This window comes from Streptomyces sp. NBC_00440, assembly GCF_036014215.1.
GTDB lineage: Bacteria > Actinomycetota > Actinomycetes > Streptomycetales > Streptomycetaceae > Streptomyces.
The window spans coordinates 7,556,018-7,570,869 of the sequence record NZ_CP107921.1 but is presented as its reverse complement, the minus strand read 5'-3'; the positions used below and the strand labels follow the sequence as shown (position 1 = coordinate 7,570,869).

At 67.3% G+C, this 14,852-nt stretch carries 11 protein-coding genes; 5 read left to right on the top strand and 6 right to left on the bottom strand.

What is annotated here, in order from left to right; all coding sequences use genetic code 11:
- Positions 1-279: 279 nt before the first annotated feature.
- A complete protein-coding gene (locus OHB13_RS33670) occupies positions 280-1,098 on the bottom strand; it encodes an MIP/aquaporin family protein (protein WP_266850624.1) in 819 nt (272 codons plus the stop codon).
- Between the two features lie 471 nt (positions 1,099-1,569).
- On the opposite strand from OHB13_RS33670, the gene OHB13_RS33665 reads away from it, so the two are divergent.
- Positions 1,570-2,085, top strand: coding sequence for a lytic polysaccharide monooxygenase auxiliary activity family 9 protein (locus tag OHB13_RS33665; RefSeq protein ID WP_266850626.1), 516 nt, complete (start codon positions 1,570-1,572; stop codon positions 2,083-2,085).
- A gap of 128 nt (positions 2,086-2,213) precedes the next feature.
- Here the strand turns inward: OHB13_RS33665 and OHB13_RS33660 are convergent, their stop codons facing one another.
- The 4 genes from OHB13_RS33660 to OHB13_RS33645 all read right to left on the bottom strand — a co-directional run bounded on the left by OHB13_RS33660 (position 2,214) and on the right by OHB13_RS33645 (position 6,091).
- Positions 2,214-2,960 carry an anti-sigma factor gene (locus OHB13_RS33660; RefSeq protein WP_328379632.1) on the bottom strand — a complete coding sequence of 249 codons (747 nt, stop codon included), beginning with the start codon at positions 2,958-2,960 and terminating at the stop codon, positions 2,214-2,216.
- Positions 2,957-3,541 (bottom strand): sigma-70 family RNA polymerase sigma factor, encoded by a 585-nt coding sequence (locus OHB13_RS33655; RefSeq protein ID WP_328379631.1) that lies wholly within the window; start codon positions 3,539-3,541, stop codon positions 2,957-2,959. Before OHB13_RS33655 ends, OHB13_RS33660 begins: the two co-directional genes overlap by 4 nt.
- Before the next feature lie 196 nt (positions 3,542-3,737).
- The gene (locus OHB13_RS33650) at positions 3,738-4,391 is read right to left on the bottom strand and encodes a fasciclin domain-containing protein (RefSeq protein ID WP_266850632.1); all 654 of its coding nucleotides are present in this window, start codon (positions 4,389-4,391) and stop codon (positions 3,738-3,740) included.
- A 134-nt stretch (positions 4,392-4,525) separates the two neighbouring features.
- Positions 4,526-6,091 carry a molybdopterin-dependent oxidoreductase gene (locus OHB13_RS33645; protein ID WP_328379630.1) on the bottom strand — a complete coding sequence of 522 codons (1,566 nt, stop codon included), beginning with the start codon at positions 6,089-6,091 and terminating at the stop codon, positions 4,526-4,528.
- Positions 6,092-6,332: 241 nt separating this feature from the next.
- Here OHB13_RS33645 and OHB13_RS33640 point away from each other — a divergent pair, with 241 nt between their 5' ends.
- The 4 genes from OHB13_RS33640 (at position 6,333) to OHB13_RS33625 (ending at position 10,600) form a co-directional block, all read left to right on the top strand.
- Positions 6,333-7,661, top strand: a complete 1,329-nt coding sequence (locus tag OHB13_RS33640; RefSeq protein ID WP_328379629.1) for an NAD(P)/FAD-dependent oxidoreductase — start codon at positions 6,333-6,335, stop codon at positions 7,659-7,661.
- Positions 7,662-7,774: 113 nt separating this feature from the next.
- The gene (locus OHB13_RS33635; RefSeq protein ID WP_328380454.1) at positions 7,775-8,437 is read left to right on the top strand and encodes a DUF1365 domain-containing protein; all 663 of its coding nucleotides are present in this window, start codon (positions 7,775-7,777) and stop codon (positions 8,435-8,437) included.
- On the top strand, positions 8,434-9,720 hold the full coding sequence (locus OHB13_RS33630) for a class I SAM-dependent methyltransferase (protein ID WP_405913945.1): 1,287 nt from the start codon (positions 8,434-8,436) through the stop codon (positions 9,718-9,720). Before OHB13_RS33635 ends, OHB13_RS33630 begins: the two co-directional genes overlap by 4 nt.
- An 82-nt stretch (positions 9,721-9,802) precedes the next feature.
- On the top strand, positions 9,803-10,600 hold the full coding sequence (locus OHB13_RS33625) for a DUF1295 domain-containing protein (RefSeq protein WP_328379627.1): 798 nt from the start codon (positions 9,803-9,805) through the stop codon (positions 10,598-10,600).
- A 181-nt stretch (positions 10,601-10,781) separates the two neighbouring features.
- Here the strand turns inward: OHB13_RS33625 and OHB13_RS33620 are convergent, their stop codons facing one another.
- The gene (locus OHB13_RS33620; RefSeq protein WP_328379626.1) at positions 10,782-14,561 is read right to left on the bottom strand and encodes a glycoside hydrolase family 3 C-terminal domain-containing protein; all 3,780 of its coding nucleotides are present in this window, start codon (positions 14,559-14,561) and stop codon (positions 10,782-10,784) included.
- Positions 14,562-14,852 lie beyond the last annotated feature (291 nt).

Genomic DNA, 14,852 nt, shown 5'->3' with positions numbered 1-14,852 from the left:
ACAGAGGTCTCGGTGGCAGGGGCCTCGGTTTCAGGGCTTCGGGCGCGGCCTGCCGGGGCCACACCTTCGCCCATTCATCCGATGTTCTGCGGAACCCAGACTCTCAATTTCGATGCTCTACCGGTGAGTTGACGCAGAAGAGTCCATCCGTCCGTTCGGAAAGTCCATCCCGGGCACAGCGAGAGGCCGGCAGAGCCGGTGGTGGGGACCCACGGCGTACACGGGTCCCCACCACCGGCTCTGCCGGCCGTCCGGCTCTCCTGACCTGCGGGCCTCTCGTCAGTCCGCCACGGGAATCCTTCCGGTCTCCTGCCCCTTGCCGAGCGACGGCAGGAACCGCCCGATCATCAACTTGTACAGCCCCGCACCGAGCGCACCGCCGATCAGCGGCCCGACGATCGGCACCCAGAAGTAGAGGTTGCCGTACTGATCTCGCCAGGCCGTGTGGTAGCCGGTGATGAAGCTCGCCAGTCGGGGGCCGAAGTCACGCGCGGGGTTGATGGCGTACCCGGCGTCGGCACCGAAGGCCATCCCGATGGCCACGATGAGCAGACCGATGAGCAGCGGCCCCATATTGGCGCCGGGCGGGTCGTTGAGCACGTCGGTGAGCGCGAACAGCACGAAGAGCAGGATCGCGGTACCGAGGATCTGGTCACGCAGGGCCCCCCACTCACTGACCGGCAGGTTTCCGTTGCCGGGCAGCGTCGAGAAGACGAACTGCGTCTTGAACGTGTGTCCGGGGTCGAACTTGGCCAGCACTTCCGTGTAGTTCCACCGCACGAGCAGCGCGGCACAGAAAGCACCGGCGGTCTGCGCCACGACGAAGGGGACGACCTTCGCCCAGGAAAAGCCCCGGAAGAGGGCGAAGGCGAGTGTGACCGCCGGGTTGATGTGGGCCCCGCTGATCCGGCCGGCGACATACACACCCAGCGTGACGCCGATACCCCAGGCCCAGGCGATGCTGTCGTGGTCCCCGAGACCCGCGGCCACCACCTGCGCCACCACCCCGCACCCGAACAGGATGAGGATCAGGGTGCCGGCGAACTCGGCGGACAGTTCAGCGACCAGACCACCGGTTCTCTTTGCGCCTTTTGACATGGACACCTGCCTCCAGACAGTCCGGGCTGAGACGTACGGCCGGCGGCACGGAGGCGTAGGGGGCGGCAGACTGACGCACCGTACGACCGAAGGACGCACACCGGCATACCCATACGACGTGCAGCGGACCGCCCGCGCAAGCTGGGGCTGGCGACCGGGTGCAGGGCCGCCCCGCCGCCAGGAGGGGAGGCCGCCGCAGCGGGGGTTCCCCGACCGGGTGACGACGGTTCGTCCACAGGGCCCCCACACGCCCCACCCTTGACGCGGACACGTCGAACTGAAATGGTCTGGACCAAGTTGGTGCAGACCACTGGCGTGTTGCCGGACCACTCGGTTCTGTCGGCCGCGCAGGTGGTCCGCACCGCCCCCTTCGCGCCTCTCGGCCCCCACCCGCGAGAGGCCGACCTGCACGCGGCCGGGTCCCCCACAGGCCCGGCCGCGTGCAGGAAGACCTGATGTGAAGGAGTTCTGATGCACGCGAAAAGAAGGACAGCCGCGATCCTGGGCGCCGTTCTCGCGCCGGTACTCGCGGTCAGCCTGCCCGTCAGCTCGGCCAGCGCTCACGGATATGTCTCGTCGCCTCCCAGCAGGCAGGCGCAGTGTGCGGCACACACCGTCAGCTGCGGTGCCATCACCTACGAGCCGCAGAGTGTGGAAGGCCCCAAGGGCCTCCAGAGCTGCAGTGGCGGTAACGCCCAGTACGCCGAGCTCGACGACGACTCCAAGGGCTGGGCCGTCACACCGGTGAGCTCCACCACGGATTTCAAGTGGACGCTGACCGCGCAGCACGCCACCAGCACCTGGCAGTACTTCGTCGGCGGACAGAAGATCGCCGAGTTCGACGACCACGGTGCGAAGCCCGGCGCGACCGTCACCCACTCGGTGAATTTCGGCGGCCTCAAGGGCAAGCAGAAGGTCCTGGCCGTATGGAACATCGCGGACACCGGTAACGCCTTCTACACCTGCATCGACGTGAACGTCGGCTGACGCGGTACCGCACCGGCACCGTACGTCGTACCGCGCGGGTGGGCCTCTGTCCAAGGGCAGTTCAGGGGCCCGCCCGCCCGGTGTGTGCGGGACCGTCCGGCCGGGTCGCATCCGGCAGGTGCATCACGTCAGGTCGCGAAGTTCATCAGCGCCAGCGGTTTCGATGTGGGCTGCTTGGAGCCGCCCGCCGGTTCGACCGTGATCCCCATTCCGGACGCCGCGCCGACAGGACCCGACATCAGTGCGGCATGCGAGCCGCCCGAGGGCTTCAGCAGACCGGCCGCCCGCATGGTTCCGCCGTCGTTGTACCAGAGCTCGTACACCTTGCCGCTCGGCGGTTCGGGCAGTGCGGACGCGAGGAATGCTGCCTGATCGCGCTGATGAGAGACGACCACGGTGCCGTTCCCGCCGTTCTTCAGCCTGCCCGTCGTGATCTTGGCGTCGGGGGCCGCGAGAACGGAAGCCAGATCCTGCGCCTGCTGCTGCGAGGAGTGGACCTGTGCACGGGCTTCGCTCGCCTTCTGGTGCTGCCACACCGCGATCCCGCCACATCCTGCAGCGGCGGCCACACAGGCGGCCAGTGCGAAACGTGACAGCGCACGCCCGCGGCGGGCACCGGCGGTGGCCCGCAGGGCGACCCTCGGCGGCTCCTGTCGCTCAGTGGCGATCCTGCCGAGCACCTGCTCCTTGAGCGCGGGTGGCGGGGTGACCGCCACGGCCTCCCCGAGGCGAGCCGCGGTGGCAGCCAGCTCGCGCACCTCCATGGCGCACGCGGGGCACGCCTCAAGATGTCTTTCGAATGCGATGCGCTCCTGCGGCGTCAGCGCGTGCAGCACGTAGGCGCCGGTCAGCGTATGCAGATCCTCGGCATTCATGCGCTCACCCCCAAACAGTCGCGCAACCGGATCAGACCGTCACGCAGGCGGGTTTTGACTGTGCCCAGCGGGACCGAGAGCAACTCGGCGACCTCCCGGTAGGCCAGTCCCTGGTAGTACGCCATGGTCACCGACTGGTGCTGAAGCTCGGTGAGGGTACGCAGACAGCGCCGCACCTGCTCCCGTTCGAGGTTGGTCTCCACCTGCTCGGTGACCTGGTCGAAGGCCGGGCTCTGATCAAGCAGCGCGGCCCGGTGCTCGCGGTCGCTGGACGCCTGGGCCGAGCGCACCCGGTCGACCGCCCGCCGGTGGGCGAGGGTGAGGACCCAGGTCATCCCGGATCCGCGAGAGGGCTGGAAGCGGGCAGCAGACCGCCAGACCTCCAGCAGCACCTCCTGGGCGACCTCCTCCGACTGGGCGGGGTCGCGCAGTACGGAACGCACCAGACCCAGCACCGGACCGCAGACGAGGTCGTAGACACGCGAGAAGGCATCTTGATCGCCGCGGGCGACCTGGCCGAGCAGTTCTTGCAGATCCGGTCCCGCCGAAGCGGGACCGCCGATGAAAACAGCTTCCTTCACGCGGCTTTCCTCAATGGTCGGTACTGGACGGAGCCCGGTGACATCCGACCCATGCCATCCGAACAGACTTCCTCCATGATTCGGAGCGACAGGCCATTCGGATTGGTAGGGGTCTCCCCCTTTTTCAGGGTCCCACGCAGGCCGGGCCGGCCGGCACGTCCCCGTCGCGCCGGCCGGCCCGTGGCCCGGGACGTGACTACTTCGGCATCAGGACGCTGTCGATGATGTCGACCGTCGCGTTGGCGGTGGGGACATTGCCGCAGACCACGTTCGCGGTGTCGTTGACCTTGTACGAGGAGCCGGAGCCGGCGGTCATCAGCTTGCCCTTCTCCAGCGTCGGGTAGGTGCCGGACGCCAGGTCCTTGGTGGTGAGCTTCTGGCCCACGACGTGGTAGGTGAGGATCTTGGTGAGCATCGCCTTGTCCGCGAGCACCTTGTCCAGCTGGGCCTTCGGGATCTTGGCGAAAGCCTCATTGGTCGGCGCGAACACGGTGATGTTCTTCGCGCTGTTGAGGGTGTCCACCAGGCCGGCCTTCTTCACCGCGGTGACCAGTGTGGAGAGGTCGGGGTTGTTGGACGCGGCCGTCGCGACCGGGTCCTGGGCCATGCCGTTGAAGCTGCCCGCGCCGCTCTTCGGGACCGACGAACAGGCGGGACCGAAGGGCTTGCCCGCCATGTTCGACGTGTCGGTGCTCTTGGAGGGCTTCGAGGAATCCTTCGAGGAATCCGAGGAGGTCGACGACTTGGTGTCCTTGCTGCCGCTGTCGCTGGAACAGGCGCTGAGTGCGAGCGGCAGTACAGCGGCTCCTACGACGACAACGGCGGCGCGGTGGAATCGGTTGGCGAACATATGGTTTCTCCTTGTTGTCGGTGCACGGTGTTGTCGGTGCACGGTGCACAGGAACAGCGCACTCGGGGGTACGGATGACGTGGGTGGTATGGCGTGGGTGGTACGGCGTGCGGGTGGGGCCCTGGGGGCGGTGGTCAGGTCACGGCGACCACCACCGAGTGCCAGCCGGTCGCGCCGTTGGGCACGGTCCCGACGCGTTTGTCCGTCTGGGTGTAGCCGTCCCGGTCGGTGGCGCGGACCTCGATGGTGTGGCTGCCGGGAGTGGCCGGCCACTCCCACTTCCACTGGCGCCACGTGTCCTTGGAGTCCTCCGCCGCCAGCTCGGCCGTGTGCCATGTGCCGCCGTCGACCCGGACCTGCACTTCGGCGATCCCACGGTGCTGCGCCCAGGCGACTCCGGCGACCGGTACCTTTCCCGCTGCCGGACTGGCGAAGGGGCGTGGGGTGTCGATCCTGGACTCGGTTTTGATGGGGGCCTGCCTGGACCAGGTCCGCTTGACCCAGTAGGCGTCGTAGTCGTCGAACGTGGTCAGTTCGAGATCGGTCAGCCACTTGCAGGCCGAGACGTAGCCGTACAGTCCCGGAACCAGCATCCGGACGGGGAACCCGTGGGCGAAAGGCAGCGGTTCGCCGTTCATGCCGAGCACGAGCATGGCGTCACGGCCGTCCATCACCGTGTCGACCGGTGAGCCGATGGTCATGCCGTCCACCGAGCGGGCCACCAGTTGGTCGGCGGGTCCGCCCTCGGAGGGCGGTTTCACCCCTGCCTCACTGAGCAGGTCCGCCAGCCGGACTCCGATCCACCGGGCGTTGCCGACGTAAGGGCCGCCCACCTGGTTCGACACGCAGGTCAGGGTGATGTCCCTTTCGATCAGCTCCCGCTGGAGCAGGTCGTGGTAGCTGACGGTCATCGGCTTGGAGACACCCTTGCCGTGGATCCGCAGCCGCCAGTTCCTGGCGTCGACCTTCGGAACCACCAGCGCGGTGTCCACCCGGTAGAAGTCCTTGTTGGGTGTGGTGAACGGGCTCAGGCCGTGGATCCGGAGGTCCGCGCCCGCCGGAATCGGCCGGGCGTACGAGGCGGGCCGCGGGATCACGATGTTCTTCCGTACGGCGGCGGCCTCGGCCGACCCTGATGCGTTGAGCCGGCGTCCCAGAACGCCCGCTCCGGCCGATGCCGCCACCGCGGCCGTCGCGGCGATCACAAAACCGCGTCGGTCGAAGGTCCCGTGCGCCTCGCCCTTCCCCTCGGCCACGCCGACCGTGTGGGAGGGGTGGAGAGCCAGCCTGCCGGTCAGCAGGTAGAGCACCCCGCAGCCCAGCAGGCCACCGACGACCGAGGGCAGCGCGTCCAGCGGGCCGCCGTCGGGCCGCCCCGCCGCCGCCACCGCCCCGACCGCGCCGAAGATCAGTACGGCGGCGGAACCGGCCTTCCGGTAGCGCAACGCGGCCACTCCGACCGCCATGGCGAAAGCCGCCAGGAGGACCAGGATGCCGAGCTGGAGCACCAGTTTGTCGTTGGTCCCGAAGTGCCGTACGGCGAAATCCTTCAGCCAGGGCGGGGTGCGGTCGATGACCGCACCGCCCACGGCGGTCACCGGACTCGCCTCCGGCCGAATGGCCGGCGAGACGAGCTCGGCGACACACAGCGCGGCGAGCCCGGTGATCAGCCCGCTCAGTGCGCCCAGCGAGGCGCGCACGGCACGAGCCGCCCCCCTACGGCGGCCGGCCTCCGGCACTGGAACTTCCCGATCTTCGCTCACATCGGCCATTCGGTGCCGGCACCGCGGCGGATTGGTCCTACAGCCGAATGATTCAGAAGCTGTGGTGAACCGTGAACGCGGAGAGGTCACCAGGTACCAATCCTCCGGTCGGCCGGCACCGAATAACCAGTGAGGGGCCATGTCGGCCTTGAGCTGGTGATTGAGGGAGCGGAGCCGTATGAAGGACGACCGTCGGCGCACGGCAGTGGTGGGCAGCGGGGTGGCAGGCCTGACCGCCGCTCACATTCTCCGGCGTTCGCACGATGTCGAGCTGTACGAGGCCGACGAACGGCTCGGCGGGCATGCCCACACCCACGACATACCGTCGGCCGACGGACGGGTGCACCGGGTCGACACCGGCTTCATCGTCCACAACGAACGGACCTATCCCTACCTGCTGCGGCTCTTCGGGGAACTCGGAGTCGCCACCCAGGAATCGGAGATGAGCATGTCCGTGCGGTGCGAGGAGTGCGGTCTCGAATACGCCGGTGCGCGCGGCCTGCTGGGCCTGTTCGCACAGCGGCGCAACGCACTGCGCCCCCGGTATCTGCGCATGCTCGGAGAAGTGCCTGCTTTCCACCGCCGGGCCCGTCACCTCCTCGCCACGGCCGACGCGGCCGAGCGGGCCGATGCGGCCGGTCCCGGGGCCCCGGGCGCGGCGGGCGGGAGCGCAGCGGCGGCGATGACGCTGGCGGAGTTCATCGCGGCGGGCCGCTTCTCCCCGTACTTCGTCTCGCACTTCCTGACACCGCTTGTCGCCTGTGTGTGGTCGTGCGACGCCGAAACGGCGCTGCGCTACCCCGCCCGCTACCTGTTCCGGTTCCTGGCTCACCACGGCATGCTCTCGATCCACGGCTCACCCGCCTGGCGGACCGTCAGCGGCGGCTCGCGCGAGTACGTCGAGCGCGTCGGCAAGAGCATCGGAGCCGTACACACGTCCACCGCCGTGCGGGCGCTGCGGCGCCACACCGACGGGGTCGAGATCACTGCCGACGACGGCAGCGTCCGCCACTACGACTCCGTGGTCATCGCCGTCCACCCGGACCAGGCGCTGCGTCTGCTGGCCGATGCCACCGATGAGGAACGCCGGGTCCTCGGCGCGTTCCGGTACTCGCGCAACCCCACTCAGCTGCACACCGACACACGTGTCCTGCCACGCAGTGCGGGGGCCCGCGCCTCCTGGAACTACTGGATGCCGGCCTGCGACGCGGGGGCCGCCGCCGTGCGCGTCAGTTACGACATGAACCGGCTCCAGCGGCTCGACGCCCCCGAAACCTATGTGGTGACGCTGAACGGTGCGGACCAGGTGGACGAGAGCCGCGTGCTCGCCCGCATGACGTACGAACACCCCGTCTACACGCCGGAGTCCGTGGCAGCCCAGCGCCTGCTGCCCGCGCTCAGCGGCCCCGTCACCGCTTACGCAGGCGCTTACCACGGTTGGGGGTTCCACGAGGACGGCTGCCGCTCGGGGGTCGAGGCCGCCGCCGCGCTGGGGGTGTCATGGTGAGCAGCGTCAGCGAAGCGGACCGTGCGGGCGCGGGTGCCGCCCGGAAGAGCAGCGTCCCCGCCCTCTACCCGTGCACCGTCACCCACGTCAGGACCTCCCCGAGCCGCCACGTCATGCGCCACCGCACCTATATGTGGCTGATCGACCCCGACCGGCCGCCACGGCTCCCGTGGCTGCTGCGCCCGCTCGCCGGCTTCGACGCCCGTGACCACTTCGGCGGAAGCCTGCGCACGATCCGTGCGGGGCTGGACGCGTTCCTCGCCGCCCGCGGGATCGATCTGGACGGTGGGCGGGTGACGATGCTCGCGCACGCCCGGGTGTTCGGCCATGTCTTCAACCCGCTCAGCCTGTTCTGGTGCCACGGCCCCGACGGCACACCGCTCTGCGTCGTCGCTGAGGTGCACAACACCTACGGCGAACGGCACTGCTATCTGCTCCGCCCGGACGGCGCGGAAGTGTCCCGGGTGGACAAGGAGTTCTACGTCTCGCCGTTCTTCCCGGTCGACGGCGGCTATCTGATGCGACTGCCCGAACCGGATGAACGGCTCAGCCTGACCGTACGGCTCGAACGCGAGGGGAGCAGTCCCTTCACCGCGACCGTACGGGGTGTGCGCCGCCCCGCCACGCCCCGGGCGCTGGTGCGCACTGCTCTTCGTCACCCGTGGTCCACCGCCGTGGTGTCCGCCGGTATCCGGCTGCACGGCGTCCTGCTGTATCTGCACGGGCTGCCCGTGCGGCACCGTCCCCGTCATCTGCCTCAGGAAGGTGTGAAGTGAGCGTTCCGACAAGCAGGCACCCCGTGTCGCAGCCGGCGTCCCGGTCTGCGGCCGCCGTCGACGCCGGGCGCTGGCCCCAGGTGGCCTGTGGTCCGAAGGCGTCCTGGATCCGTACCGCCATCGCTGAACGCGTCGTCCGCCATGCGCTGGAACGGCTGCCGCTGCGTGTCGGGCTGGGCTCCACCGGCGAGACGCTGGGCCCCGGTGGCCCTCTGATGGAGGTGCACGAACCCCGCTCGTTCTTCCGGCGGATCGGCGCGGGTGGCCTCATCGGCTTCGGCGAGTCCTACATGGCAGGCGAGTGGGAGGCCCGCGACCTCGTCGCGGTGCTGACCGTGTTGGCCGACCATGCGGCGACGATCATTCCGGCGCCGTTGCAGAAGCTGCGTGCGGTCTGGGCGTTGAAGCAGCCGTCGGCGCACCGGAACACCCCCGAGGGTTCGCGCGACAACATCAGCCACCACTACGACCTGTCGAACGACCTGTTCACCTTGTTCCTGGACGAGACGCTGTCGTACTCATCGGCCCTTTTCAGGGCGCTTCCCGCCGACGAGTCCCTGCTGGCCGCCGCCCAGCGACGCAAGATCGACCGGCTCCTCGACGCGGCGCAGGTCGGGCCGGGCACCCGGCTGCTGGAGATCGGCACCGGCTGGGGCGAACTCGCCATCCGCGCGGCCGCGCGTGGCGCGCAGGTGCTGACCATCACCCTCTCCGAGGAGCAGGGAGAACTGGCCGGCGACCGCATTCGCCGGGCAGGCGTCGAGGGAGCCGTCACCGTCGAACTGCTCGACTACCGGCAGGTGAAGGGGACCTTCGACGCCGTGGTCAGCGTCGAGATGATCGAGGCCGTCGGCGCGGAGTTCTGGCCCGAGTACTTCATGACGCTGGACCGGTTGACCGCGCCCGGTGGCCGGATCGCCCTCCAGGCGATCACCATGCCGCACGACCGGATGCTGGCCAGCAGGGACACGTACACCTGGATCCAGAAGTACATCTTCCCCGGCGGACTCCTGCCGTCCGTCGAGGCGGTCGAGCAGATCACCGGCGAGCGTACGGGGCTCCGGATGGCGCGGCGTGACGGCTTCGGGGCGCACTATGCGGAGACGCTCAGGCTGTGGCGCGAACGGTTCACCGAGCGGGCCCAACAGGTCGAAGCCCTCGGCTTCGACGAGACCTTCCGGCGTATGTGGACCTTCTATCTCGCCTATTCCGAGGCGGGCTTCCGCTCGGGCTATCTCGATGTGCAGCAGATGCTGCTGACGAAGGAGGGGACCCCGCGATGACGGGCCCACAGAGGCGAACCGGCGCGGGCCGTTGCGTGATGCCCGCCGCCCCCCGGGAGTGTTACGTACCGGGCGGCGTTCGATGAACGGATTTCCGTGGGCCGTGTTCGGTGAGGGGGTGGGCGCCGCGGCGGGCGCCGCCCTCACGGTCATGCTCATCACCTTCGGGATCGCCGTCGCGAAGGGCCTGCACCGCATCGTCGACGTCGCCTGGGGTGTTGCCTTCACTGCGGTCGCCCTCGTCTCCTACGTGTTGTCGGCCGGCGAGGGCGACGACGTTCGGCGCGTTCTGGTCACCGTGCTGACGGCTGTCTGGGGCCTGCGGCTCGCTGTCCACATCGCCGCGCGCGGAAGCGGCCACGGCGAGGACCCGCGCTATGCGTCGATGCTCGCCAGGGCGCCCGGCAGTCCGGAGGTGTACGCCCTGCGCATGGTCTATCTGCTCCAGGGTGCGCTGGTCCTGCTGATCTCGCTGCCCGTGCAGGCGGCCCAGTACATCCGTGGCCCTGTCGGACCCGTCGCCTACGCGGGCGGGGCGCTCTGGCTGGTCGGCTTCTTCTTCGAGTCGGTGGGCGACCGGCAGCTCGCCCGGTTCAAGGCGGACCCGGCGAACAAGGGCCGCATCATGGACCGCGGCCTGTGGAGCTGGACCCGGCACCCCAACTACTTCGGTGACTTCTGTGTCTGGTGGGGCCTGTTCCTGATCGTCTGCGACGCCCCGGCTGTGGCCGCCGCGACGGTCATCAGCCCCTTGGTGATGAGCTTCCTGCTGATCAACGGCAGTGGAAAACGCCTGCTGGAACGGCATATGGCGAACCGTCCCGGGTTCGCCGAGTACGCCGCTCGCACCAGCGGCTTCTTCCCCCTGCCGCCGCGCTAGGTGTGCTGTGCCGGGTCCCGCGGCCTGCGGCGTCCCCGACCGGGAGTTGAGCCTCGACGAGGGCGAGGCCCGTGCGCTCGGCGGCGCGGTGGAAGGTCTCGTCACCGGTGGCGTGGTGGGCGTCGAGGAGGCTGTACGGTGCCCGGAGAATACCGTGTCCGGGCACCGATGCCTGTCGCTGTCAGGGAGTCCTGGCATGCCGCAGCTGGTCCGGCTTGTCCGCCGGCCCGACGAACACGTCTCGGGCACCGTGGGTGCGGACCCACTTCTGCTTCGATGTGGACCAGTACTGCATAGCGCGCGGGTCGACGTGGGTCGTCACGGTACTCGACGCTCCCGCAGCAATGCTTACGCGGTCGAAGCCCGCCAACGCCCGTGGTGCGAACTCCACACCGCTCGGCCGCTCGGACGGTGGGCCGACGTACACCTGCGCCACAGCTGCGCCGGCCTGTGATCCTGTGTTCCGGATCGTGCAGGTAACGTCCAGCCCACCGTCCTTGGCAGCGGTGACCGTCGGCTTCGAGTACGCGAAGTTCGTGTAGGACAGGCCCCACCCGAACGGGAATTGCACTGCCATGCCCAGTTGGTCGTAGTAGCGATAACCGGCGTAGATCCCGAAGCTGGCGACTTGACGCGCCGGATAACGGGCGCCCTTGGTGGTCAACGCGATCGAGTCGATGTTGACGTTGCCGCTGTCCTTACTGTTCCGCTGAATCGTGATCTTGTGAATTCCGGCGGACAGTTTGACGCTGATGGTCTTGATGCCCCATGCGTTCTGGTCGCTCAGCTCCGGCAAGGTGACTTTGCCGGCTTTTCCGTCGATGTCGACGGTCAGTGTCTGCGCGGTTGCCTTGGGGTTTCCGTAGCGCAGTTGCAGTGTGTAGTTCCCCGCGTCGGAGGGGATGTCTATCGTCGCTTGGTCGCCCGTCTTGGTGAAGCCGGCGAGGAGTCCCTCACCGGTGTAGCCCTTGGGGTCGACGGTCGTCTTTATACCCGCTCCGCTGATGTGGCCTCGCTCAATCTCGCAGGTGACGCCGACGGAACATTCATACAAGCCGCCGAGGCTGTTCGCTGTGCTGGGGAAGTGGGCGCCAGGGGTGGTCAGTCCGAGACTGTCCACGTTGACGTTTCCGCTGCTGTTGTCCGAGCCCGACCGGAAGAGCCGCACGGTGTGGGGCCCGGCCGTCAGACGCAGGGGGACCTGGGAGATCGACCAGTTTCCTCTCTTACCGGTTTTCGGCAGCGGCAGTAGTTTTGCCGGCCCGGTATCCACAGCAACACGCAGTGATCGGCTCGACCTCAGGGTGTTTGCGTACCGAACTTTCAGCATGTAGGTGCCCGCTGTGCCTGGGCTGACCTGGTAGCGCAGCGAGTCCCCGTTGCTGCGGAATCCGGCGGCATACCCAGAACCGGTGTAGTTCTTGTCGCCGGTAGCGGCGGTCGGGCCGCTCAGTTTGGCGTCTTCACCCTGACAGACCTTGCCTGTCTCACAGGCTGGAACCTGACCGGTTGACTTTTCCGTTCCGCCCACCCGCTCAGGATGCGTTCCGGTCGCGTCCCCCGGAAACAGACCTTGATTCTGGGCGGTGCTGAACAGGGTGTCTTCACTTCCCTTGGGCCAGGTCGTCACCGCCCGCCCGGACGGATTCGCCATTCCCAGCAGCAGCCGTGCCGTTGCCGTACCACCCTCTTGGCCTGGCTGCCACATTTCAAGGACGCTCTTGACGTCATGGATCCAGGAGGAAGTGACGACGGGACCCGGGGTGTTCAGTACGACGGAGGTGTTCGGGTTTTCCGCCGCTACCGCCTTGATGAGGGCGACCTGTTCGGCCGGCAGCTCCCCGGGTACCATGTCCGAATTTGCCGGGTCAGTCAGCTGGCCGGTGTTTCCAGCACCGACGAATACAAGGGCCTTGGATTTGCCCTTCGCGGCTTCTGCGGCATCACTTATGTCGCCCTCGGTGCGGCTGTAAGCAAGCCGAAAACTGGCCTTCCCGGAGCTGGCGTTCGAGAACGATACCGAGATCGCATGGTAACCGGCAGACAGGTTCCCCACCTTGTAGGCCGAATTGCTGAGCCCACCTGTGGTGAAGCCGGCACGAGTGGTACTCATATCCATCGGAAACATTCCGGGGCGAGGGCCCGTGTAGACACTTTCCGGGGTTGAGGCTTTCTGCGACTTTCCGTCGATGGAGAGTTTGACACCGATGTCGGAGCCTTTTGTGCTCTGGGTACGCAAGGTGTATGTGTCTGCTGACGGCACATACAGGTAACCGCGCCAGGTGTAGTTTCCCTTGCCGAGTGCCCCCGCCGGTGAGGCGGTAGTGAAGTCGAGTGATCTATCAGTCGTCGGGGCCCCGGGTCCGCCCGTTCGATGAAGTCCTCCCGTGACCCTCTTACTCGACGTCGACAGCGCCGACGAGGGTACGGCATAGCCACTCGGGCTGAGCGCCGGGCTGTAGGTGAAGGCGTTCTTGTTCTGGGCGAACGTCTTGATCTGCTGGAGGGTGTTGATCACACTGCGATCTGGGTAGCCACCGGAGGATTCATTGTTGGGAGAGCCGACGTTGTATTCCGCCAGAGGGCCGCTGAGTGCGACTCCGGAGGACAGGTCGGTCGGCGTGATGGGGAGGTTCGAGGCGTCGTTCTTCAGGAGCACCGCTCCTTCTTCGGCAGATTTCTCGGCGATGGCAGCATGTCCGTTTTTTGTGCCGATGACGGCCCCGGAATCCGGGCGTCCCGTCGGTAGAGCTGCTGAACCATCGCGCACTCCGTTTACGCCGCCGGGGTTGCTGCAAGAAGCGCTACTGTCATTGCAGCCGAGTAGCCCGAAGCGCTCCTCTTGGTAAAGGACGCGAGCAAGTGCCTGCTCAAAAACGGGCAACGGGATCCGGCCGCTGCGTACGAGTTGCGGTATTTGGTCCCAGACGCTCTTCTTCCCGGTTCGCGGGTCAGCGCCCGGCATATTCTGCTCGGTACCCTGGGCGAGATCGGTGCCCTTGGTGGCTACGGGATAGTCGGTCCCCACGAATGCTTTAGAGTTCCATTCGCCGCGAATAAGTTGATTCTGGATCAGGGGGTTTCCGCAGGCGAAATTGGGGTCGGCGAGATTGCGGGTCTGCGCGGTGGTACTTCCGAATGGGCTCTTCTGGGTGAGTTGTCCCAGCGTTGCATTCGGGGCGTCGGGCACCTGAACTTTCTGGTAGGAGCACATGTACGACGCGGTCGAGCTCTTTTTTCCGGCTGTCTCGTAGGGCGGCGCGAATAGCTCGTGTATCGCCTGATCGGTGATCTGAGCTGCCTGGGAAATGTCGTTTCCGTAATATCCCAGGATATGCTTCGTCTGAGCCATCGCGTGCCGGCCCTGGATGCCATTGACCTCAGATGCTGCAGTTTCCCCACCAAGGTAGGGATCCTCGCCCGTTTCGTCACTGGCGCGGGCCCAGTTGGGGAAGATGTCCGTATCCACTTGCGGGCCCAAGATCCCGGTAGCCATGTGCGCGCGCGTCTCGGCACCTTGCACTTGCCCCCAGGCATTGCTCAGACCGGGATCGAACGATCCGGTCACCGCAGAATTCTGTGTTGCGGCGGTCGACTGGCCTCGCTGCGGCCCCGCGAACAGTTCGACCCCGGCCCCGTCGGTCCAGCACAACGGAGAGATGGCCGGCTTGGTGCCACTCGGTGCGAGATTGGAGCCGGTCTGGTTGCAGCTTGCGACTGGAGAGTGGCCGTCGCTGTACTTGTACCCATCAGTCCCGTCGAGGATCTGCAATGCGTTCTGCAGCTGGCCGAGGGTCGGAGGATCCGACGGCAGCAGTTGCTTGATCAGCCCTACGACGGTGCGGGTGTACGGGGCTTGAGCATCCTCAGTCGGCGATTGGACTTCCGAGGGCAGAACCACCGGCAGCTTGTAGGGAACATTGGCCGGCTGCATCTCCGTGAAACCATTGGCGACCGCCATGGCTCGGGGCATGGGAGCACACACCAGTGAGCTCAGCAACGCGGCACACGCCGCTGTCACGGTCACCGCACGCCAGGAGTGGAGGGGTGCACCTCTACTCGCGACTCTGGCTCTTCTCGCTGCGGACCAAATACGAGTTCTGCTCATCCAGTTCACCCTTCTTGAGCGGAGAAACCGTGGTGTGGTGGCTGATCGGACCTTGTGCATGGACGCGTTCCCCACCGTCGGCGCCCTCCTGCTTCCTCCTGCGGTCCGAGAGCTTCTCCAGATACGTGAATTTCCACTGCGTGT

Excerpts from the sequence above, each read along its gene's own strand:
- OHB13_RS33670 (WP_266850624.1), bottom strand. The coding sequence starts at position 1,098 with ATGTCAAAAGGCGCAAAGAGAACCGGTGGTCTGGTCGCTGAACTGTCC.
- OHB13_RS33665 (WP_266850626.1), top strand. The coding sequence starts at position 1,570 with ATGCACGCGAAAAGAAGGACAGCCGCGATCCTGGGCGCCGTTCTCGCG.
- OHB13_RS33660 (WP_328379632.1), bottom strand. The coding sequence starts at position 2,960 with ATGAATGCCGAGGATCTGCATACGCTGACCGGCGCCTACGTGCTGCAC.
- OHB13_RS33650 (WP_266850632.1), bottom strand. The coding sequence starts at position 4,391 with ATGTTCGCCAACCGATTCCACCGCGCCGCCGTTGTCGTCGTAGGAGCC.
- OHB13_RS33640 (WP_328379629.1), top strand. The coding sequence starts at position 6,333 with ATGAAGGACGACCGTCGGCGCACGGCAGTGGTGGGCAGCGGGGTGGCA.
- OHB13_RS33635 (WP_328380454.1), top strand. The coding sequence starts at position 7,775 with ATGCGCCACCGCACCTATATGTGGCTGATCGACCCCGACCGGCCGCCA.
- OHB13_RS33625 (WP_328379627.1), top strand. The coding sequence starts at position 9,803 with ATGAACGGATTTCCGTGGGCCGTGTTCGGTGAGGGGGTGGGCGCCGCG.
- OHB13_RS33620 (WP_328379626.1), bottom strand. The coding sequence starts at position 14,561 with ATGGCGGTCGCCAATGGTTTCACGGAGATGCAGCCGGCCAATGTTCCC.